The 19,136-nt window shown below is 75.0% G+C and carries 19 protein-coding genes and 2 riboswitches; of the genes, 5 read left to right on the top strand and 14 right to left on the bottom strand.

What is annotated here, in order from left to right:
* Positions 1 to 2 precede the first annotated feature (2 nt).
* The 3 genes from ACILSK_RS13065 to ACILSK_RS13055 all read left to right on the top strand — a co-directional run bounded on the left by ACILSK_RS13065 (position 3) and on the right by ACILSK_RS13055 (position 2,017).
* Complete coding sequence (locus ACILSK_RS13065; RefSeq protein ID WP_395727597.1) at positions 3 to 1,304, top strand: TIGR02679 family protein; 1,302 nt, start codon at positions 3 to 5, stop codon at positions 1,302 to 1,304.
* Between the two features lie 108 nt (positions 1,305 to 1,412).
* Positions 1,413 to 1,631, top strand: coding sequence for a type II toxin-antitoxin system Phd/YefM family antitoxin (locus ACILSK_RS13060; protein WP_395727739.1), 219 nt, complete (start codon positions 1,413 to 1,415; stop codon positions 1,629 to 1,631).
* Positions 1,628 to 2,017, top strand: a complete 390-nt coding sequence (locus tag ACILSK_RS13055; RefSeq protein WP_395727596.1) for a type II toxin-antitoxin system VapC family toxin — start codon at positions 1,628 to 1,630, stop codon at positions 2,015 to 2,017. The genes ACILSK_RS13060 and ACILSK_RS13055 overlap by 4 nt, the downstream gene beginning before the upstream one ends.
* Positions 2,018 to 2,040: 23 nt before the next feature.
* Here the strand turns inward: ACILSK_RS13055 and ACILSK_RS13050 are convergent, their stop codons facing one another.
* The 9 genes from ACILSK_RS13050 to ACILSK_RS13010 all read right to left on the bottom strand — a co-directional run bounded on the left by ACILSK_RS13050 (position 2,041) and on the right by ACILSK_RS13010 (position 12,704).
* On the bottom strand, positions 2,041 to 2,808 hold the full coding sequence (locus ACILSK_RS13050) for an adenosylcobinamide-GDP ribazoletransferase (protein WP_395727595.1): 768 nt from the start codon (positions 2,806 to 2,808) through the stop codon (positions 2,041 to 2,043).
* Positions 2,805 to 3,836: a nicotinate-nucleotide--dimethylbenzimidazole phosphoribosyltransferase gene (gene cobT, locus ACILSK_RS13045; RefSeq protein WP_395727594.1), complete on the bottom strand. Its 1,032-nt coding sequence runs from the start codon at positions 3,834 to 3,836 to the stop codon at positions 2,805 to 2,807. The genes ACILSK_RS13050 and cobT overlap by 4 nt, the downstream gene beginning before the upstream one ends.
* On the bottom strand, positions 3,833 to 4,648 hold the full coding sequence (locus ACILSK_RS13040) for a CbtA family protein (RefSeq protein WP_395727593.1): 816 nt from the start codon (positions 4,646 to 4,648) through the stop codon (positions 3,833 to 3,835). The genes cobT and ACILSK_RS13040 overlap by 4 nt, the downstream gene beginning before the upstream one ends.
* A gap of 13 nt (positions 4,649 to 4,661) precedes the next feature.
* A complete protein-coding gene (locus tag ACILSK_RS13035; RefSeq protein ID WP_395727592.1) occupies positions 4,662 to 4,895 on the bottom strand; it encodes a CbtB-domain containing protein in 234 nt (77 codons plus the stop codon).
* Positions 4,896 to 4,949: 54 nt separating this feature from the next.
* Positions 4,950 to 5,013, bottom strand: a riboswitch (cobalamin riboswitch).
* 90 nt (positions 5,014 to 5,103) lie between these two features.
* Positions 5,104 to 6,174: a uroporphyrinogen-III C-methyltransferase gene (gene cobA, locus ACILSK_RS13030; protein ID WP_395727591.1), complete on the bottom strand. Its 1,071-nt coding sequence runs from the start codon at positions 6,172 to 6,174 to the stop codon at positions 5,104 to 5,106.
* Positions 6,171 to 8,804 carry an Rv2231c family pyridoxal phosphate-dependent protein CobC gene (gene cobC, locus ACILSK_RS13025; RefSeq protein ID WP_395727590.1) on the bottom strand — a complete coding sequence of 878 codons (2,634 nt, stop codon included), beginning with the start codon at positions 8,802 to 8,804 and terminating at the stop codon, positions 6,171 to 6,173. The genes cobA and cobC overlap by 4 nt, the downstream gene beginning before the upstream one ends.
* A gap of 37 nt (positions 8,805 to 8,841) precedes the next feature.
* On the bottom strand, positions 8,842 to 9,456 hold the full coding sequence (gene cobO, locus ACILSK_RS13020) for a cob(I)yrinic acid a,c-diamide adenosyltransferase (RefSeq protein ID WP_395727589.1): 615 nt from the start codon (positions 9,454 to 9,456) through the stop codon (positions 8,842 to 8,844).
* Entirely contained in the window at positions 9,456 to 11,498 is a 2,043-nt protein-coding gene (locus ACILSK_RS13015; RefSeq protein WP_395727738.1) for a putative cobaltochelatase, read from the bottom strand. The genes cobO and ACILSK_RS13015 overlap by 1 nt, the downstream gene beginning before the upstream one ends.
* An 88-nt stretch (positions 11,499 to 11,586) precedes the next feature.
* Positions 11,587 to 11,680: riboswitch (cobalamin riboswitch) on the bottom strand.
* A 184-nt stretch (positions 11,681 to 11,864) separates the two neighbouring features.
* A complete protein-coding gene (locus tag ACILSK_RS13010; RefSeq protein WP_395727588.1) occupies positions 11,865 to 12,704 on the bottom strand; it encodes a hypothetical protein in 840 nt (279 codons plus the stop codon).
* A gap of 301 nt (positions 12,705 to 13,005) precedes the next feature.
* On the opposite strand from ACILSK_RS13010, the gene cbiE reads away from it, so the two are divergent.
* Both cbiE and cobM read left to right on the top strand, forming a co-directional pair.
* Positions 13,006 to 14,217, top strand: a complete 1,212-nt coding sequence (gene cbiE, locus ACILSK_RS13005; RefSeq protein ID WP_395727737.1) for a precorrin-6y C5,15-methyltransferase (decarboxylating) subunit CbiE — start codon at positions 13,006 to 13,008, stop codon at positions 14,215 to 14,217.
* Entirely contained in the window at positions 14,214 to 14,969 is a 756-nt protein-coding gene (gene cobM / locus ACILSK_RS13000; protein ID WP_395727587.1) for a precorrin-4 C(11)-methyltransferase, read from the top strand. Before cbiE ends, cobM begins: the two co-directional genes overlap by 4 nt.
* Positions 14,970 to 14,981: 12 nt before the next feature.
* On the opposite strand, the gene ACILSK_RS12995 is transcribed toward cobM, so the two are convergent.
* Genes ACILSK_RS12995 through ACILSK_RS12975 form a run of 5 tightly spaced genes read right to left on the bottom strand, consistent with a single transcriptional unit; the run spans position 14,982 to position 19,101 of the window.
* Positions 14,982 to 15,317 carry a DUF202 domain-containing protein gene (locus tag ACILSK_RS12995; protein WP_395727586.1) on the bottom strand — a complete coding sequence of 112 codons (336 nt, stop codon included), beginning with the start codon at positions 15,315 to 15,317 and terminating at the stop codon, positions 14,982 to 14,984.
* On the bottom strand, positions 15,314 to 15,676 hold the full coding sequence (locus tag ACILSK_RS12990) for a YidH family protein (protein ID WP_395727585.1): 363 nt from the start codon (positions 15,674 to 15,676) through the stop codon (positions 15,314 to 15,316). Before ACILSK_RS12990 ends, ACILSK_RS12995 begins: the two co-directional genes overlap by 4 nt.
* Positions 15,666 to 17,201, bottom strand: a complete 1,536-nt coding sequence (locus tag ACILSK_RS12985) for a precorrin-2 C(20)-methyltransferase (protein WP_395727584.1) — start codon at positions 17,199 to 17,201, stop codon at positions 15,666 to 15,668. The genes ACILSK_RS12990 and ACILSK_RS12985 overlap by 11 nt, the downstream gene beginning before the upstream one ends.
* A complete protein-coding gene (locus tag ACILSK_RS12980) occupies positions 17,198 to 17,845 on the bottom strand; it encodes a precorrin-8X methylmutase (RefSeq protein WP_395727583.1) in 648 nt (215 codons plus the stop codon). Before ACILSK_RS12980 ends, ACILSK_RS12985 begins: the two co-directional genes overlap by 4 nt.
* Positions 17,842 to 19,101: a cobalamin biosynthesis protein CobG gene (locus ACILSK_RS12975; protein ID WP_395727582.1), complete on the bottom strand. Its 1,260-nt coding sequence runs from the start codon at positions 19,099 to 19,101 to the stop codon at positions 17,842 to 17,844. The genes ACILSK_RS12980 and ACILSK_RS12975 overlap by 4 nt, the downstream gene beginning before the upstream one ends.
* Positions 19,102 to 19,136: the final 35 nt, after the last annotated feature.

Genomic DNA, 19,136 nt, shown 5'->3' with positions numbered 1-19,136 from the left:
GCATGACCATCGGATCGGCCGTGCGGCCCGACGGCTCCGGCTGGGCGCGAGTGCTGCGGCTGGCCCGGCGCCGGCTGGAGAGCACCGGCGGCGACCTCACCGGTGCGCTGACCGTCCGGGACCCGACCGAGGCCGAACGCAAGCTGATCATCGGGCTCACCGGGGCCTACCGACCGCCCGGCGTCGGGTCGCTCACGCTGCCGTTGCCGGCGCTCGACGCCGCGGTGCGGCGCGAATTCGGCCGGAGCCTGCACGAGTTGTTGGTCGAGTTGGGTGGACCGCTGCGGAACCGGCCCGGCGAGCGCACCCAGGAGGCCCGGGCCCGGGAGGATCTGCTGACCGACGCGCGGGTGCACGGCGGACCGTGGGCGGGCGAGGAATGGTTTGCCGTCTGGCTCGACACGCTGGCGGCCGACGGCACCGTCACCCGTCTGATCCGGCGGCGCGACGGCGACATCCTCCGTCAGGTCGGCGCCGTGCTGACGCTGCTGGCCGAGGCCGCCGCGGCCGGCGCGACCGACCCGGCCCGGCCGGCCGCGCCGATGTCGCTCCCGGTCCTGGCCGAGCGGGCCACCGGCGACACCAAGGCGCTGTCCGGCACACCGGCGGCCACCCTGGTGTTGCGGGCCCTGGCCGCCCGGGACGGCGAACCGCCGCCGGCGTCCGCCGCGGAACGCCGGGCCCGCTGGGACGCCGCCGGCGTCATCCTCGACGACCTGGCCAGTCAGGTGCTGGTGCTCGGCGTCCGGCCCGCGCGGGACCACCCGGTGGCCGGCTGGTTGACCGAGGCGGCCGACCGGGCGATCCCGTTCCGGCTCACCCTGCACCAGCTGATGCTGGCTCCGTTGACGGTGACCGCCCCGGACGTCTTCGTCTGCGAGAACCCGGCCGTGCTGCGCGCCGCCGTCGGTGAGTGGACCCCCGGCCATCCCCCGCTGGTCTGCACCGAGGGGGTACCGTCCGCGGCCGGTCACCGGCTGCTCGCCGGGGTCGACGGAACCGTCCACTGGCGCGGGGATTTCGACTGGACGGGCCTGCGGACCACCGCGGACGCCATCGGCCGGCACCGCGCCCGGCCGTGGCGGATGTCCGCCGCCGACTACCGGCGCGCGATCGACGCGCCCGGCGCCGAGACCGAGGCGCTGCGCGGCGCCCCGGCCGAATCACCGTGGGATCCGGCGCTGGCCGCCGCACTGCACGAACGCGGCCGCGCGGTGATGGAGGAACGGATCATCCCCGAATTGCTGGCCGACCTGGCCGCGGCGTCCACCCGGCCGCGACCGAACCTCGTGACGGAGGAGTGACCACCCCTCGCCGTGAGCGGTAGACTAAGGGGACTAAGTCCGTTCCCGAAGCGTTCTTCGGCGGCCTCGCACGCTCGACCGACCGGATCCCCCGGAGGATCCATGGCCGTGCCGATCGTCAACATGCACGAGGCGAAGACCCATCTCTCCCGCTTGGTGAACGAGGAGTTCATCATCGCCCGGGACGGTCGTCCGGTGGCTCGGGTCATCCCCATCCGGGACTCGGAGGTGCTCCCGCGGATCGGCTTCATGCCCGATATCGAGGTTCCGGAGGACTTCGACGACATGGGCGCCGACGTCATCGCCGCCGCTTTCGACGGTCGATGAGTTCCTATCTGCTTGACACCCACGTTCTGCTCTGGGCCGCCGCCGGTTCCCCGAGTCTCGGTGATCGGTCACACCGCCTGCTCGCCGACCCGGGAAACGAGCTCTGGTTCAGCGTCGTCAGCGTCTGGGAGATCGTCATCAAGTCGCGCCTGGGCCGCAGCGATTTCCAGGTGGACCCCTCGGCCATTCGCGATCGTGCTCTGCGGGCCGGATATCACGAGCTTCCGGTTCGTGGTTCGCACGCGTTGGGCATCGCCGCTCTCCCCGCGATCCACGCGGACCCGTTCGATCGGATGTTGCTGGCCCAGGCCCGGACCGAGGGTTGGACGTTGCTGACCGCCGACCGCAAGATGCTGACGTACGGACCCGGCACGGCAGCGGTCTGAACGGCCAACTCCGCCACCGGTCGTCACAGACCGGCGATCACCAGCAGCACCAGCAACTCGACCTCGATGGCCGCGCCGAGCACGTCGCCGGTGATGCCGCCGAACCGGCGGACGCAGCGGGCGATCAGCCCGGCCACCACCACCGCTGCTCCCGTCACGGCCACGACGCCGAGCCACCCGGGCGCACCCGTCGGGATCGTTGCCGCCGCGGCCAGCACCGCGGCCAGCACCAGCCCGACCGTCGCGGCGGATCGTGGCACGACACCGGCGACCGTCGCGCCCAGCCCGGCCGGCCGGGCCGACGGCACCCCGGTGGCGCAGGCCAGGTACAGGGCGGTGCGGGACAGGCAGACCAGCACGCCGAGCAACCCGAAGCCCCACGGCCGGGCCAGCACCGCCGCCGCGGCCGCGGCCTGGATCAGCAGCACCAGCACCACCGCGGCCACGCCCATCGGGCCGGTGTTGCCGAGCCGCATGATGTCCAGCGCGCGCGCCCGGTCGTAGCCGGAGCCCAAACCGTCGGCGGTGTCGGCCAGCCCGTCCAGATGCAGGCCGCGGCTGCCCAGCGCGACCAGCGCCATCGACAGACCACCCGCGACGAGCGGGGACAGGCCGAGCCACTGGTGCAGGCCGCCGGCCGCCGCGGCCGCCACCCCCAGGGGTAGCACGGCGACGGGCGCCAGCAGCATCGCCGCCCGCGCGACCGAAGGATCCACCTCGCGCGGTGGCGGGACCCGCAGCGCAGTGAGCGTGCCGACGGCCAACCGCAGGCCGTCGGGCAATGAACTCACCCCAGCACGTCCGACAGCAGGGCCATGTCCCGCAGCAGCAGCGCCGCCGACCGGACCAGCGGGACCGCGGCCACCGCCCCGCTGCCCTCGCCCAACCGCATGCCCAGATCCAGCAGGGGCACCAGGCCGAGCTTGTCCAACGCCAGCGACTGCGCCGGCTCGGTCGACCGGTGACCGGCGGCGAACCACTGGGCCGCGCCCGGCGCAAGCCGGTCCGCGACCAGGGCGGCGGCCACCGACACCACGCCGTCGAGCAGCACCGGCACCCCCAGCTGCGCGGCTCGGGCCATGAACGCGGCCGAGGCGGCGATGTCGGCGCTGCCGAGCGCGGCCAGCAGGTCGGCCGGATCGTCGAACCGGCCCGCGGCGCGGGCCAGCGCCCGGTCGATCAGGTCGGTCTTGTGCGCGAGGGTGTCGTCGTCGATGCCGGTGCCGCGGCCGGTCAGCTCGTCGGCGGGCAGGCCGAGCACGGCGGCGATCAGCGCCGCCGCCGGGGTGGTGTTGCCGATGCCCATGTCGCCGGAGATCAGCAGGTCGGCGCCGGTCCCGGCCTCCTGCTCCGCCACGGTCCGGCCGGCGGCCAGCGCGGCGGTCACCTCCCCGGCGGTCAGCGCGTCCGTCAGGTGGATCGGCCCGGACGAGCGCCGCACCTTGAATGCCCGCAGATGCGCAGGCAGATCGGCGAGGTCGTCGTCCACTCCGACGTCCAGGACCCGCAGCCGCACCCCGTGCTGCCGGGCGAGCACCGACACCCCCGCACCGCCGGCGTGGAACAACCGGACCATGGCCGCTGTCACCGCAGTCGGATAGGCGGACACCGCGTGCTCGGCGACGCCGTGATCACCGGCGAACACCACCGCCCGCACGTTCCGCGGCGGCTCCGGCGGGCAGCGATCCTGGCAGCCGGCCAGCCACACCCCGACGTCCTCGAGCCGGCCCAGTGCACCGATCGGTTTGGCCAGGCCGGCGATCCGGCGGGCCGCGGCGGTCCGGGCGGGCGCCGACGGCGGCCGGACGAGATGGGTCATACGGCGGTGCCGGCCAGCTCCCCGGCCGCGCGGGCGCCCCGGCCGTTGCGGTGAGCCACGATGCCGATCATGGTGGCCGACGCCAGACCGATGGCGGCCCACAAGGTGGCCTGCACCGTCAGCGAGGCCGCCCGGAACCGCCAGAGCAGATCGGCGGAGAAGTCGGCGGGCACCTCGTCGACGATCGGCAGCAGCCACCCGGCGATGAGCACGACGACCAGGTAACCGCCCGCGGCGATCAGCCAGGAGTTCCAGGCGCCAACCCGGGGGGTCAGCCGGCGGGCCACGACGATCGCCCCGAACGCGGCGACCACCGAGATGGCCAGCATGGAGAAGTACCAGGCGGTCCGCTGCCCGATGGTGTCCGGGTTGCCGACGGCCGGCGGGTTCGGAGGGTACTTCAGGTAGGGCACGAGATACACCGTCAGGAAGCCGATCGCGGCGACGAGCGCGGTGCTGGCGCGGGCACTGATCGGACCGAGCCGGCCGGCCGCGAACGCGGCGGCGATCCCGACGATGCCGCCCAGCGCGGTCCCGAACAGCAGCGTTGCGGTGAGCAGTCCCCAGGTCGCCTGGTTCTGCCGGGAGACGACCGCTTCCTCGCCGTCGCCGTGCGAGTGTCCGGCGCCGGCCGGTTGGTCCATATGGTGGTCCGCCGGGTGCTCGGCCTCGGCGGCCGCGCCCTGCTCCTCGAACGAGATGGCCGCGGCCACCGGCGGTTCACCCACCAGGTAGGCGACCCCGAACGCGAGGATCCCCGCGACCAGGCCGGCCAGCAATCCCCGGACCAGGAAGGTCCGTGCGGTCAGCATTGTCGGCCGCCGGTCAGTGGCAGGGGAAGCCGAGCAGGTGCCGGCCGTCGTGCACCCACTCGTGGATGCCGGTGCCGGAGAACAGCGCGAACGCGCCCTGTTCGGCGGACACGAAGTACATCGCGATCATCCCGAGCAACGCGACGAACACCGCCCACGGCAGGATCTGCCGGACCGGAATGGCGGGAACCGCCAGCGCGGGAACGGGAATCGGGATCGATCCGGGAACAGCGGCAGCCTGGGACATGGTGACCTCCTCGGGGGTGAAGCGCCCCCGCTCGTGGAGCCTGCGCGGCATCGGGGTCTGACTCGGCCCGGGTGGGCCTCACAGTGGCGCGACCGTGCCGGAGTTGCACCGGCTTCCCGATATCGCTGGAACCCGCTGACCGTAGCGGCCGCCCGAACCCGGGGTCAACGCGGCCCCAGGTCGCCGGTCGGCTCAGCCGCCGGTCGGCTCAGCCGCCGGTCGGGTCGAACGCCGCGACCGACCCGATGACGGTGATCGCCGGCGGCCGGATGCCGGCGGCGGCGGTCACGTCGGCGATCGACGCCAGGCTGCCGCGGACCGTGCGCTGGTCCGGCAATCCACCGTCGGCGACGGTCGCGGCCGGCGTCGCCGGGTCCAGGCCGTGCCGGATCAGTTCCGCGGTGACGGCCGGCAGGGTGGCGACGCCCATCATGATCACCAGGGCGGTCCCGCTGCGCGCGAGCGCGGCGTAGTCGAGCGTGGACCGCGGATCGCCCGGCGGCACGTGCGCGGTGATGACGGTGAAACCCTGGTTGGCGGTGCGGTGGGTGAGCGGGATCCCGGCCAGGCCGGGCACGCCCACCGCCGAGCTGACGCCGGGGATGACCTGGACCTCGATCCCCGCCTCGGCGCACGCCTGCCACTCCTCGCCGCCTCGGCCGAAGACGAAGTTGTCGCCGCCCTTGAGCCGGACCACCGTCCGGCCGGCCCGCGCGTGCTCGACCAGCAGTTCGTTGATCCGTTCCTGCGGGGTGAACCGGCCGCGGGGAATCTTGCCGACGTCGACGATCTCGACGCCGGGCGGCGCCTCCTCCAGCACGGCCAACGGGGCCAACCGATCCGTGACGATCACCTCGGCCCGCCGGATCGCGGCCAGCCCGGCGACGGTGATCAGGCCGGGATCGCCGGGTCCGCCGCCGACCAGGATCACCCTCCCGGTGCCGGCCGTCGGTCGTTCCGGTGCGGCTGCGGGGCCGAGACAGAACACCCCGTGGTCGTCGGCCCACCCCCGGACCTGGGCGTCCACGGCGGCGTCGTCGACGACGACCAGCGTGGCCGTGGCGACGTCGCCGGCGGTGACCGCCCGCCGATCCCACCGCAGCAGACCCCGGTCGGCGAGGTCGGCGATCGACGCGGCCACGGTCGGCGCGACGACCAGGACATCCGCCCCGGCGTCGCGGAGCGCGGCGACCCGGCCGAGCAGCCGGTCACCGCCGCCGACGACGAGCACCCGCCGCCCCCGCACGGGCAGCTCGGCGACGAACCCGCGGCCGCTCACCCGGCACCCCCGCCCCTGTTGATCATGAACGACACGCCCTCATCGCCGCGATCTGAGGGCGTGTCGTTCATGGTCAACTCCTGGAGGGCGGCGAGCAGGCGGTCGGTGGCGGCGGGATCGCGGACGGCGATGCGGATCCACCCCGGACCCAGGCCCGGGAAGGTGTCGCCGCGCCGCACCGCGATGCCTCGCCGCCGCAGATCCTCCCGCACCACATCCGGCGAAGCCCCGGCCGGGATCACCGGGGAGGTGTCGACCAGCACGAACGGGGTGGCCGGGGTCCCCACCACCGGCAGTCCCAACCGCCCGAGCCCGTCCACCAGCCGGTCCCGCCGGGCCGCGATGGTCGGGAGCTCGGCGGCCGCCTGCGCCACCGCGTCCGGCGCGCAGCAGGCCTCGATCGCGGCCAGTGCGGGCGCGGACACCGCCCACGGTGGTTGCTGGGCCGCCAGCCGCCGGATCACGTCGCCGTCTCCGACGACGTACCCGGCGCGAAGGCCCGCCAACGCCCAGGTCTTGGTCAACGAGCGAACCACCAGCAGCCCCGGGAGCTGTTCGCCGGCCGACGATTCCGCCTCGCCGGGTACGGCGTCCAGGAACGCCTCGTCGATCACCAGCACCCGGCCGGGCCGGCCCAGCGCCCGCAGCGCGGCCGCCGGGTGCAGCACCCCGGTGGGGTTGGTCGGGTTGCCGATCATCACCAGGTCGGCGTCGTCGGGGACCGCCGGCGGGTGCAGCACGAACCCGTCGGTCGCGGACAGAACGACCCGCTCGACGACGTGCCCGGCCGCCCGCAGCGCGGCCTCGGGCTCGGTGAACTGCGGATGCACCACCACCGGGCGGACCGGTCGCAGGGCGCGGGCGATCAGCGTGAACGCCTCGGCGCCGCCGGCGGTGGGCAGCACCTGGTCCATCGGCCGGCCGTGCCGCTCGGCGATCGCCGCCGTCGCCGCGGCCGCGTTCGGGTAGCTGCCCAGGGTGTCGAACGTGCCGGAGATCCGGCGCGTCAGCCAGTCCGGGGGTCGCCGACCACGCACGTTCACTGCGAAGTCCAGCAGGCCGGGGGCGGCGTCGGCGTCGCCGTGATGAAGCAGGTCGGGTCCGGAACCGCCGTCGGCCCGGGCCCGCGCGGCCGCGGGAACATCCGGTCGCCCGGAGCGGCCGGCGACGCTCAGGTCCCCTGTTCCCCGGTCGACCATTCTCCGGTCGACCGTTCCCCGGCCGACCGAGTGCCCGGGGTCGAGCGCGGCGTACCGGTGCGCCGAGGCGGCGAACCGGGCGGCCAGCGCGGGCGGCCCGGCCCAGTGGGTGTGCAGGTAGGAGGCGTGCACGGTGGCCTCGCCGGTCCCGCCCGGATCGAGCGCGAACCCGTGGCCCACCCCACCGACCAGCCAGGCCGCGGGTCGGCCAGCGACCGGAGTGACGGTGGTGCGGTGGAACTCGTGCCCGGTCGACGCGGACCCGGCCGAGGCCAGCACGCTGGGCCCGGCCGTGACCGCGTCCCGGTAGCCGAGGGTCAACCGGGACGTCATGCGAGCGACGGCGTCGATCACGCCCGTCATCGGCACACCGTCCAGCTCGCGGCACAGGTAGAGCAGCCCCGCGCACTCCGCGACGGTCGGCAGGCCGCGGCCGATCCGGGCCGCGATGTCCGTCAGCAGCGCCCCATTGCCGGCCAGATCGGCGGCATGCACCTCGGGAAACCCGCCGCCCAGATACAACGCCGCGGTGCCGGCCGGCAGGGCGTCGGCGGCCAGCGGGTCGAACACGACCGGCCGGCAGCCGGCCGCGGTCAGCAGTTCCTCGGTCTCGGCGTACCGGAAGGTGAACGCGCGACCGCCGGCGATCGCCACGACGGGCTCGCATCCCGAGCCGGTGGTCGCGGACCGGTCGACCACGGCCGCGGGATCCCAGGTGACCCCGGGCAGCTCCGGGGCGGACCGGGCGATCCGGACGACGGCGGCGAGGTCGACCCGCCGGGCGATCAGGCCGGCCAGCCGGTCCAGCGCGGCCCCGGCGTCGTCCCGCTCGGCGACCGGCACCAGGCCCAGATGCCTTGACGGAGCGCTGATCCCGTCGTCCCGGAACAGGACGCCGAGCACCGGAACACCGATCCCTTCGACCGCCGCGCGAGCCTCCTGGGCGTGCCGGGCCGAGCCGGCCTTGTTCAGGATCACCCCGGCCACCCGGACCGTCGGGTCGAAGCCGCGCAGGCCGTGCACCACCGCGCCGACCGTCCGCGCGGCCGCCGAGACGTCGACGACCACCACCACCGGCGCCTCGATCACCCCGGCGACGTGCGCGGTGGACGCGAACCCGGCCCGGCCGATCGCCCCGTCGAACAGCCCCATGACGCCTTCGACGATCGCAACGCCGGCGGGTCGGGGGGTGGCGGCGCCGTGCCGCAGCAGGGGCACCAGCAGGTCCGCGCCGACCAGGTGCGGGTCGAGGTTGCGGCCGGGCCGGCCGGTGGCCAGCGCGTGATAGCCCGGGTCGATGTAGTCGGGCCCGATCTTGTGCCCGGACACCTCGTGGCCGGCCCGGCGCAGCGCGGCCATCAGCCCGGTGGCGACGGTGGTCTTGCCGTGGCCCGACGCCGGCGCGGCAATGACGATGCGGGGCAGCCTCACCCGGTCACCGGCGGAACCCTGATCGTCCCCACGCTCGCTACCATTCGATACCCCGCTGGCCCTTCTGCCCGGCGTCCATCGGGTGCTTGACCTTCCGCATCTCGGTCACCAGGTCGGCGGCGTCGAGCAGCCGCGGGTCGGCGTTCCGGCCGGTGATGACGACGTGCTGTCCCGCCGGCCGGTCCCGCAGGGTGGCGACGACGTCCTCGGTGTCCACCCATCCCCACGTCATCGGGTAGGTGAATTCGTCGAGCACGTACAGCCGGTGGGCGCTCGCGGCCAGCCGCCGCTTGATCTCCGCCCATCCCTCGGCGGCCTCCGCCGCGTGGTCGGTCTCCGTGCCGGCCTTGCGCGACCAGGACCAGCCCGAGCCCATCTTGTGCCATTCGATCGGGCCGCCCACGCCGTCGGCGGCGTGCGCGGAGTCGAGCGCCTCCAACGCGGATTGCTCGCCGATCCGCCACTTGGCGGACTTGACGAACTGGAACACGCCGACCGGCCAACCCTGGTTCCAGGCCCGCAGGGCCATGCCGAACGCCGCGGTCGACTTCCCCTTGCCGTCGCCGGTGTGCACCATCAGCAGGGCCCGGTTGCGGCGCTGCCGGGTGGTCAGCCCGTCGGCCGGCACGGACGTCGGTTGTGCCTGCGGCATCAGGCCACCCGCCCGGGCCGTCGGGTGACCGCGGTGGTCAGCACCGCCGCGGCGACCTCGTCGATCGGCACGTGCTCGGCCTGCAGGTGCCGGGCCAGCCGCGCGGCGAGCCCCATCCGGAACCGGCCGGTCTCGCAGTCCAGCACCAGCGCGGCGACACCGTCGGCGGCGAGCTCGGCGGCGGCCAGCTGGGAACGCCGGACCGCGTCCGGGCCGGCCGTGGCCCGCCCGTCGGTGACGACGACCAGCAGCGGCCGCCGCAGCGGGTCGCGGATCCGTTCGACCCGCAGGGTGTGCGCGGCGCACCGCAGGCCCTCGGCGAGCGGGGTGCGACCACCGGCCGGCAGCGATTCCAGCCGGCGGGCGGCCGCCTCGACCGACGAGGTGGGCGGCAGCAGCAGGTCGGCGGCGGCGCCGCGGAAGGTGACCAGGCCGACCTTGTCCCGGCGCTGGTAGGCGTCGGTCAGCAGGGACAGGATCGCGGTCTTCACGGCCTCCATCCGCTTGCGGGCGGCCATCGACCCCGACGCGTCCACGCAGAACAGCACGAGATTGGACTCGCGCCCCTGCCGGACGGCCAGCCGCAGATCGTCGCGGCCGACCAGCAGGCCCGGACCGGTGCGCCCCCGCCGGCGCTGGTGCGGTGCCGCGGCGCGAACCGTGGCCGTCAGGTGCAGCGCCGCCCCCGATCCGGCGAACGGGGTCGCGCCGACGGTGCGGCCGCTGCCGGTGATCGCCCGGGACCGCCGGCCGGGCGCCCCGGCGCCGGTCCCGGCCACGGTGAACAGCTTGGGGCGGAACGCTTTTCCGGTCGCGGCCACGGAACCGGGGGCCGCTCCGGGCGACGGGGGGTCACCGGCCGGAGATTCGCCGGCCGGCGCGGACACCGGTTGGTCCTCGCGCGCCCCCTCGGGTTCGGCCGGCGCTTGCTCGTTCGTCCCCTCGTCGGTCGACCCCGCCTCGCCGTCCAGCGACTCCCCGTCGTCCGGTCCCGGTTCGTCGGCGGGTGACGGTGGTGGCGGCGGTGGGTCGGGTTCCTCGTCGCCGAGGATCCGGTCGAGGAGCTCCTCGTCCAAGCCGGGCGCGTCGAACGGGTTGCGCCGGCGCCGGTGCGGCAGGGCCAGCCGCGCGGCGGCCCGGATGTCGTCCCGGGTCACGTACCGGCGGCCGTGCCAGGCGGCGTGCGCGACGGCGGCGCGGGCCGTCACGATGTCCGCGCGCATCCCGTCGACCTCGAACACCGAGCAGATCTCGGCGATCTTGGTCAGCGCCCCGTCCCCGAGCACGACCGCCGGGAGCGCGGCCCGGGCGGCGGCGATCCGCTGCGCCGTCGCACGTTCGGCGATGTCGAAGCGGGCGCCGAACGCGTCCGGATCGGCGTCGTAGGCCAGCCGCCGGCGCACGACCTCCGCGCGCAGCCCGGGGTCCCGCGGCGCGGCGATCTCCACGGTGAGCCCGAACCGGTCGAGCAGCTGCGGGCGCAGCTCCCCCTCCTCCGGGTTCATGGTGCCGACCAGCACGAACCGGGCGGCGTGCACCACCGAGACACCCTCGCGTTCGACGGTCGACCGACCCATCGCGGCGGCGTCGAGCAACAGGTCGACCAGGTGGTCGTGCAGCAGGTTGACCTCGTCGACGTACAGCAGCCCGCGATGGGCCGCCGCGAGCAGGCCGGGCTCGTACTCGGTGACGCCGGCGGTGAGCGCCCGCTCCAGGTGCAGCGACCCGATCACCCGGTCCTCGGTGGCGCCGACCGGCAGCTCGACCAGCCGGGCCGGCCGGGCCGACCCGGTGACGCCGTCCGGGTGCGGGCCGTCCGGGCAGGTCGGGTCGGCGGCGGCCGGGTCGCAGGAGAACCGGCAGCCGGCGACGACGGACACGGCGGGCAGCAGGCCGGCCAGCGCGCGCACCATCGTCGATTTGGCCGTGCCCTTCTCGCCCCGCACCAGCACGCCGCCGACCTCGGGGGCGACGGTGGTCAGGATCAGGGCGAGCGCCATGTCGTCGGACCCGACGACGGCGGTGAACGGGTAGCTGCGCATCGCGGCGACGGCCGCCTCTCGACTCGTGCGGGTGTCCACGCCCACGCCTGCCTTCGGCCACGGCCGGCCGGCCGCGGGACGGGGGGAATGCCCTGGCTTCCCGGGCCGGCCGCGCCGCATCGTTGCCGGTCGCGTCGGTCCAGGTCACAGTGGCGGGACCGCTCCGGATTCGCACCGGATTCCAACCCGCCCGTCGGCTCGATGATGGCACAGGTGCTGCCGTCTCCCGGCTGCCGGTCGGCCATGGGCGGATAGTGGCCGGCGGTGGGCAACCCGACTCGGACACCTTGCCGGCGCCCACGAAACGGTGCGCGCCGCGCTACCGACCAGCGACGGAGGAGCCGGATTGCTGAGGGTCGTTTGAGGCTAATCGTCCACGTCGGGGACGTCGGACGGCGGCAGTGTGTACACCTGGGACAGCCGCTTGCCCTTCGGGTCGTAGACGACGTAGCGCCCACCGGGGACCGGGCGGAAGACGTATTGGCCCCCGTCGTTGAGGTACAGCACGAGGGAACCGTCCTCGTGCAGGACCATGTTGCCCTCACCGAACGCCGCGTCGATGTTCTCCTTCCGCCCGACGGGTGGGCCGAACATCCTGTCGTAGTCGGCGTTCGGGTCGATCGAGATCGGCAGGTCGGTGCCCTTCTCCCGTTCGCTGAGCTTCGGGGGCGCTGTTCCCTGACCTCCCCCGTCCGGTCCGGTCCCGGCGGCGCCACCGGGACCGTCCGTCCAGCGGATCACGCGGAACTCCCGGCCGGCGCCCCGGTCGTCGATCCACACGTCGATGTCGACGTTCCCGAATGGACCGAGGCGCAGCCCGAAGGTGTACCCCTGTGCGGTGAACCAGGCCGCGGTGTACCGCCGGTACAGGTGGTCCGGTTCCCACGTCCCGCCCACCCGGGGCTCGTGTTTGGGATGCCGGCGGCGCCATGTCGCGTACTGCTCCTCGGTCAGCGTCGGCTTCGCCGGCAGTGGCAGCGGGCCCGCCGGAGCGCGCTGCACCGGCAGCAGCGCCGGGACCGACGAGCGCGCGGCCGACCCACCGAGCAGGGAGCGGACGGCGGCGTTGCCGGCCGACCGCTGCAGGGCGGGCAGAGCCGCCGGCGACCCGGTGGTCCCGGTCGGCCGAGGAACGGCACCTCCGCCGGGGCGCTCGCGCGGCAGTGGCTGGGTGCCGGCGCCGGCGCCGGAACGTCGAATCCTCATGCCCACCTCCGCGCGCGGCTCGGGCGACAACCGGCCGGCCGGCGACCTACCCCAGTGTCGAGCATCCGGCGGCCCCGATCGTCGTTTCGCCGGGCACCCTTTCGGGCAGCCTCCGTTACCCGTCCGGTCCCCCCAGCGAGCGCGGCGACACCGGGACCGGCCGGCCGCGTGAACCGGACGGAGCGGGGCCCGAACGGACACGGCGAATAATCGACCCGTGCCCGCCCACCTGCCCGTCCCGGACCATCCCGCGCCAGTCGACCCGGCCGCATCGGTCCCCGCGGACCCACCGGTCGCACCGATCGGCTCGGCCGGGCCGGCCGTGGACGTCGTCGGCATCGGCGCCGACGGTTGGGCGGGCCTGCCGGACCGGGCCCGCGAGTTGATCACCGCCGCCGGCGTCCTGGTCGGCAGCGCCCGCCAGCTGGACCTGATGCCCGATCACCCGCACCAGGACCGTCTGCCGCTGCCGGCGCCGCTGCGGCCGGGCCTGCCCGGGCTCCTCGATTCGTTGGCCGGCCGCCCCACCGTCGTGCTCGCCTCCGGGGATCCGCTGGTCTACGGGATCGCGGCCACGCTGATCGACCTGGTCGGCCCGAATCGGGTCCGGGTGCATCCGACCGTGTCGTCGGTGTCGCTGGCCGCGGCCGAGCTGGGCTGGCCGTCGGACTCGTTCGACGTGGTCCGGATCGCGACGTCGCTGTCCCCGCTGCGCCGGCTGCTCACGCCCGGGCGCCGGGTGCTGGTGCTGTCGGCGGACGATCGGACCCCGGTGGCCGTGGCGAGTCTGCTGGTCGAGACCGGTCACGAGCGGTCCGCGCTGACCGTGTTGGCCGACCTCGGCACGGCGGCGCAGTCCCGGCACGACGCGACGGCCGAGCAGTTCGCCGTGGCACCGCCCGTGGTGTCCCGGCTGAACGTCGTCGCCCTGACCGTCGCCGGGTCCGCGGGCTGGCCGACGGTCGGCGGCCTGCCGGACGAGGCGTTCGAGCACGACGGGCAACTCACCAAACGGGACGCCCGGGCGTCCGCGTTGGCCCGGCTGGCCCCGGGCCCCGGCCAGCTGTTGTGGGACGTCGGCGCGGGCGCCGGGTCGGTGGCGATCGAATGGTCCCGCACCGATCCCCGCTGTCGCGCGGTCGCGATCGAACGCGACGCCGCCCGGGCCGCCCGGATCACCCGCAATGCCGCGACGCTCGGCGCGACCGGAGTCCGGGTGGTGACCGGGGCCGCGCCGGCCGCCCTGGCCGGTCTGCCCGCCCCCGACGCGGTGTTCGTCGGCGGCGGCGCGACGGTGCCCGAACTGCTCGACACCTGTTGGCAGGCACTCGGTTCCGGCGGACGGTTGGTGGTGCACGGGGTCACGTTGGAGACCGAGGCGTTGCTGGCCGACCGGCACCGCCGGCACGGCGGGGAGCTGATCCGGCTGTCGGTGGAGCGGGTCGAACCGTTGGGCGCCTTCCGCGGCTGGGTGCCGGCGCGGCCGATCGTGCAGTGGAGCGTGACGACGTGACGGTCCATTTCATCGGTGCCGGGCCGGGCGCGGCCGATCTGCTGACCGTCCGCGCGACCCGGCTGTTGGCCGCGTCACCGGTCTGCTTGTACGCCGGGACCTACGTCACCGCCGAGGTTCTCGCGCACTGCCCGGCGGGGGCCGAGCTGATCGACACGGCCTCGTTGACCCTCGATGAGATCACCGCACACCTGGTCCGGTCGCACGCCGCCGGGCGGGACGTGGCCCGGCTCTGCTCCGGTGACCCGTCGTTGTACTCCGCGCTGCACGAGCAGACCGTCCGGCTGGACACCGCCGGGGTGCCGTGGGACGTGACCCCCGGGGTGCCGGCGTACGCCGCCGCCGCCGCGCTGCTCGGCCGGGAGCTGACCGTCCCCGAGGTGGCCCAGACGGTGGTGCTCACCCGGGCGCAGGCCCGATCCACCCGGATGCCGCCCGGCGAGGAACTGGAGCGGCTCGCCGCTACCGGCGCCACCCTGGCCCTGCACCTGGCGATCACCCGGACCCGCGACCTGGCCGAGCGGCTGATCCCGTCCTACGGCCCCGACTGCCCGGCGGTCGTGGTGGCCCGGGTGACTCAGCCCGACGAGCAGGTGTTGCGCGGAACCCTCGCCGACATCGGCGATCTGGTCGAATGCGCGGGGCTGCGGCAGGCTGCGGTCATTCTGGTCGGGCCGGCGCTGGGCGCGCCCGGGTGCGCGGCCGAGTCGCACCTGTACGCGGCCGACCGCGTGCGGGATGCGGAGCCGTGAGCCGCGGCCCGGTCAGGCCACCACGATGATCAGCGCCAGCACCCCGCAGAGCACGGCGGTCAGCGTGGCGGTGACCACCGCCCCGCCGCCGGCCGGCAGGGTCGATTCCCCGGCCGGTCGGGTCAGCTCCCGGTGGACCCGTCGGTAGCGGGCGACGGCAAGCAGCCAGGTCAGGACCGGGAGTGTGAGACCGGCAACGGTCACCCCGACCACTGCCGGATCGACCTGGACGGCCAGCACCTTGACCAGCACGGCGACCACCACGGCCAGGGCCAGGCAGGTGCGGCCCCAGGCCAGCAGAGTCCGTTCCGGCTGAGCCCCCTGGTCGAACAGTTCGGCCGGCTTCACAGCACGAAGATGGCCAGCGCGAGCAGCACGGTGGTCAGCACCAGCACGACGGTCAGCGCGGTGGCGGTCACCGCGCCGTGCAGCGGCCGGCCCTCGCGCATCGCCCGCTCGTTCCGGGCCCAGCCGACGAGCGCCTGGCCGGCCGCCGCAATCCCCAGCACGATCAGCACGATCGCGGCGACGTCGCCGAGTTCCTGCGGGATCTGCAGATGCAGCGCGTGCACGCCGACGCCGGCCGCGACCAGGGCCAACGACGTCCGGATCCAGGCCAGGAAGGTGCGCTCGTTGGCCAGGCTGAACCGCGGGTCGGGCTCGGTCCCGCGGCCGTAGACGCTGCGCGGAAAGCGGCTACGCGCCATGGTGGTTCATTGCCTCCCCCGGCCCGGCGGGCACGGATCGGGGCGTCCAGACCCGGCCGTCCGCCGTCACCCGGGTGCCCCGGGCGCCGATCAGCAGCAGGCATCGCATATCCACGGTCGCCGGGTCCAGCTCGCCCAACGTGGTGCAGCGCAGGGCTTCTCCGTCCCGGCCAATGTCCTGACCGACCACCACCACGGTGTCCGGGTCGCGCTCGCTGCGCAGCACGGCCAGGGCGTCGGCGAGCTGGTGGCCGCGGCTACGCGACGACGGGTTGTAGACGGCCAGGGCCAGGTCGGCACGGGCGATGTGCCGCAGCCGGTCCTCGATCACCGCCCAGGGCTTGAGCCGGTCGGACAGCGAGATCACCGCGTAGTCGGCGCCCAGCGGAGCACCCGCCCGGGCGGCGACGGCCTGCGCGGCGGTGATCCCGGGCAGCACCCGGATCGGCACGCCGGCGAACTCCGGCGCCTGGGCCGCCTCGAACACGGCGGCGGCCATGCCGAACACGCCGGCGTCGCCGCCGGAGACGACCGCGACCCGCTGCCCGGCCGCCGCCAGCCGCAGCGCGGCCGCGGCCCGGTCGAGCTCGACGGTGTTGCCGGACGCGTGCCGTTGCAGGCCTTCTCGCTGCGGCACCCGGTTGACGTAAGGCGCGTACCCGACGATGTGGTCGACCTCGGCCAGCGCCGCGGTGACCTCGGGCGAGACCCAGCCGTCCGGGCCGGGTCCCAACCCGACCACGAGCAGCTCGGCCGGCCCCGACTCCGGGGCCGGCTCGGCGACCGGGGCCGGCCGGGCGGCGCGTTCGACGCCGTCGCCGGGCACGATGATGATCGAGAAGTACGGCACCGTCTCCGGATCGACGTCCTTGACCGGGACCAGAGCCTGGCCAATGGTGGAGGCCCGTTCGACGTACAGCGCCTCCTCGAGCCGGCCGGCCTGCCGGAGCGCCTCGCGCACCGCCGGGAAGGTGCGGCCCAGCTTCATGATCGCCGCGCCCTGGGTGTCGGCCAGCCGGCGGGCCAGCTCGGGCACCGGCAGCGTGCCGGGCAGCACGGTGAGCACGTCCTGCTGCCGGACCAGCGGCATCGCGGCGGCTGCGGTGGCCGCCGACACCGAGGTGACGCCGGGCACCACCTCGGTCGGGTATCGGAGCGCCAACCGGTCGTGCAGGTACATGAACGAGCCGTAGAACATCGGGTCGCCCTCGCACAGCACCACCACGGTGCGACCGGCGGCCAGGTGCACCGCCAGCCGGTCCGCCGACTCGTCGTAGAAGTCGTCGACGGCGCCGCGATAACCGCGTGGGTGGGTGGTCGACCCGGTGGTGACCGGGTACACCAGGGATTCCTCGACGACACCGGCGGGCAGCAGGCCCGCCGCGATCGACCGGGCGATGGACCGGCCGTGGGTGCCGGAGTGGTAGGCGACGACGTCGGCCTCGCCGATCAGCCGGGCCGCCTTGCGGGTGATCAGTTCCGGATCGCCCGGCCCCAGCCCGACACCGTACAGCCGCCCGCTCATTCCGGTCTCCCGGCCAGCGCGTTGATCACCGCGGCGGCCAGCGCGGCGCCGCCCCGGCGGCCGGTCACCGCGACGTACGGGATGCCGGCGTCGTGCTCGATCAAGGCCTGCTTGGACTCCGCCGACCCGACGAAACCGACCGGCACGCCGACGATCCCGGCCGGACGCGGACCACCCTCGCTGATCTGTTCGAGCAGGTGGAACAGGGCTGTCGGCGCGTTGCCGACGGCCACCATGGCGCCGTCGAGCCGGTCGCCCCACAGCGACACCGCGGCGGCCGACCGGGTGGTGCCCCAGGCGGCGGCCAGCTCGGGGACCCGCAGATCGTTGAGATGGCAGATCACCTCGTTCGCGGCCGGCAACCGGCGGCGGGTGATACCGGCGGCCACCATGGTCGAGTCGACGAAGATCGGCGCGCCGGCCAGCAGCGCGGCCCGGCCGGCCCGCACGAAATCCGGATGGATGCGCAGGTCGGCCGTCAGGTCGGGCTGCCCGCAGGTGTGCACCATGCGCACCGCGACGTGTTCGGCGTCGGCCGGGATCCCGGAGAGGTCGGTCTCGGCGCGGACGATCGCGAACGACTCCCGGTAGATCTGCGGTCCGTCCGCGCAGTAGGTGTAGCGGCGCAGCGGGCGAGTGGTCATCGCGGGCCACCGCGCAGGCCGGCGACCGCGCCCGCCACCGCGCCCACCGGCACGTCGATCGTCGCACCGCCGCAACGGATCTCGACCGAGGACCGGCTCACGGTGGCCAGCACATGCGGGCCGGCCGGCGCTCCGCAACAGCGCGAGCAGGCCACCACGTGCACCGGCAACTGACCGGCGGCGGCCGGCCGGGCCGCGATCTGCCGGGCCGCGCCCTCGGTGTCGCCGGCGCCGCGGGCGCAGCGCAGGCCCGGGCACGCGGTCACGCCCCGCCACCCCGAATCGTCGCCGGTGATCAGGCCCGATCCGGTCAGTCCGGCCATCGCCGACGACGACAGCAGGTCCGGCACCAGCATGCCGCGGCCGGGCGTGACGATCAGACGCCCCCGGCCGGCCGCCGCGGCGGCCGCCAGGGCCTGCACCTGCGGGCCGGTCAGCCGGCCGAGGGGCACCAGTACGGAGGCCACCATCCGTCCGTCGTACTGGCCCAGCATGCCCAGCAGCGTGGGGTCGGCCGGGACCGGCACCTCGGGCACCGGCACCTCGGGCACCGGGAGGTCGGGCGCCGGGAGGTCGGGCGCCGGGAGGTCGGACCGGTCGGCCCGCGCGAGGAGCTGCCGGCCACCGCCGGGCAGCTCGCGGACGTGCCAGGCGGGTGAGCCGAGGTCGACGAACCGGCGGGCGAACCCGAACAGCGCCGGCACCGCCGCGGCCAACGGCAGCTCCGGCCCCTCGACCCCACCGGCCCAGAGCCGCACCCGATCGTCGCCGACAGCGACCGCGGCCAGGTCCGCCCGGACAACCCCGATGTCCCCGCGGCCGTCGTCCAGCGCGAACAGGAACGGTCCGGGCAACGCCGCCAGGTCCGGCGCGGCGCAGATCGCCGCATCCAGGGCGGACAGCGTCGGCCGGAGGTCGGTCCGGCCGCCGGCCAGGCCGGTCAACGGGGAGCACATGATGTTGCGCACCCGGTCGTGGGTGGGGTGCGGCAACAACCCCGCCTCGGCCAGGGCATCCACCAAGCCGTCGACGACCGTCCCGTCATCGTTCGTCCGGACCCCGCGCAGCTGCAGGTTCGCCCGGGACGTCAGATGCACGTCGCCGTCGGCGTACTGCCGTGCGCCCTCGCTCAGCTGCAGCAATGCAGTCGCATCGACCCGGCCGCCGGGGATCCGGATGCGGAGCAGGGCGCCGTCCTCCGCCTGGTGCGGCCGAAGCACGCCCGGGCACCGGTCGGCGTCGGCCCGTGTGGTCACGGCGCCCATGGTGTCATGCCCGGCGCCTTGAGCCG

The organism is Nakamurella sp. (genome assembly GCF_044224575.1).
Classification (GTDB): domain Bacteria; phylum Actinomycetota; class Actinomycetes; order Mycobacteriales; family Nakamurellaceae; genus Nakamurella.
Note: the sequence above shows the minus strand (reverse complement) of the source record. Positions and strands in the feature narration are given on the sequence as shown.

Excerpts from the sequence above, each read along its gene's own strand:
- ACILSK_RS13065 (WP_395727597.1), top strand. The coding sequence starts at position 3 with ATGACCATCGGATCGGCCGTGCGGCCCGACGGCTCCGGCTGGGCGCGA.
- ACILSK_RS13055 (WP_395727596.1), top strand. The coding sequence starts at position 1,628 with ATGAGTTCCTATCTGCTTGACACCCACGTTCTGCTCTGGGCCGCCGCC.
- cobT (WP_395727594.1), bottom strand. The coding sequence starts at position 3,836 with ATGACCCATCTCGTCCGGCCGCCGTCGGCGCCCGCCCGGACCGCCGCG.
- ACILSK_RS13040 (WP_395727593.1), bottom strand. The coding sequence starts at position 4,648 with ATGCTGACCGCACGGACCTTCCTGGTCCGGGGATTGCTGGCCGGCCTG.
- ACILSK_RS13035 (WP_395727592.1), bottom strand. The coding sequence starts at position 4,895 with ATGTCCCAGGCTGCCGCTGTTCCCGGATCGATCCCGATTCCCGTTCCC.
- cobO (WP_395727589.1), bottom strand. The coding sequence starts at position 9,456 with ATGCCGCAGGCACAACCGACGTCCGTGCCGGCCGACGGGCTGACCACC.
- ACILSK_RS13015 (WP_395727738.1), bottom strand. The coding sequence starts at position 11,498 with ATGCGCAGCTACCCGTTCACCGCCGTCGTCGGGTCCGACGACATGGCG.
- ACILSK_RS13010 (WP_395727588.1), bottom strand. The coding sequence starts at position 12,704 with ATGAGGATTCGACGTTCCGGCGCCGGCGCCGGCACCCAGCCACTGCCG.
- ACILSK_RS12990 (WP_395727585.1), bottom strand. The coding sequence starts at position 15,676 with ATGGCGCGTAGCCGCTTTCCGCGCAGCGTCTACGGCCGCGGGACCGAG.
- ACILSK_RS12985 (WP_395727584.1), bottom strand. The coding sequence starts at position 17,201 with ATGAGCGGGCGGCTGTACGGTGTCGGGCTGGGGCCGGGCGATCCGGAA.
- ACILSK_RS12980 (WP_395727583.1), bottom strand. The coding sequence starts at position 17,845 with ATGACCACTCGCCCGCTGCGCCGCTACACCTACTGCGCGGACGGACCG.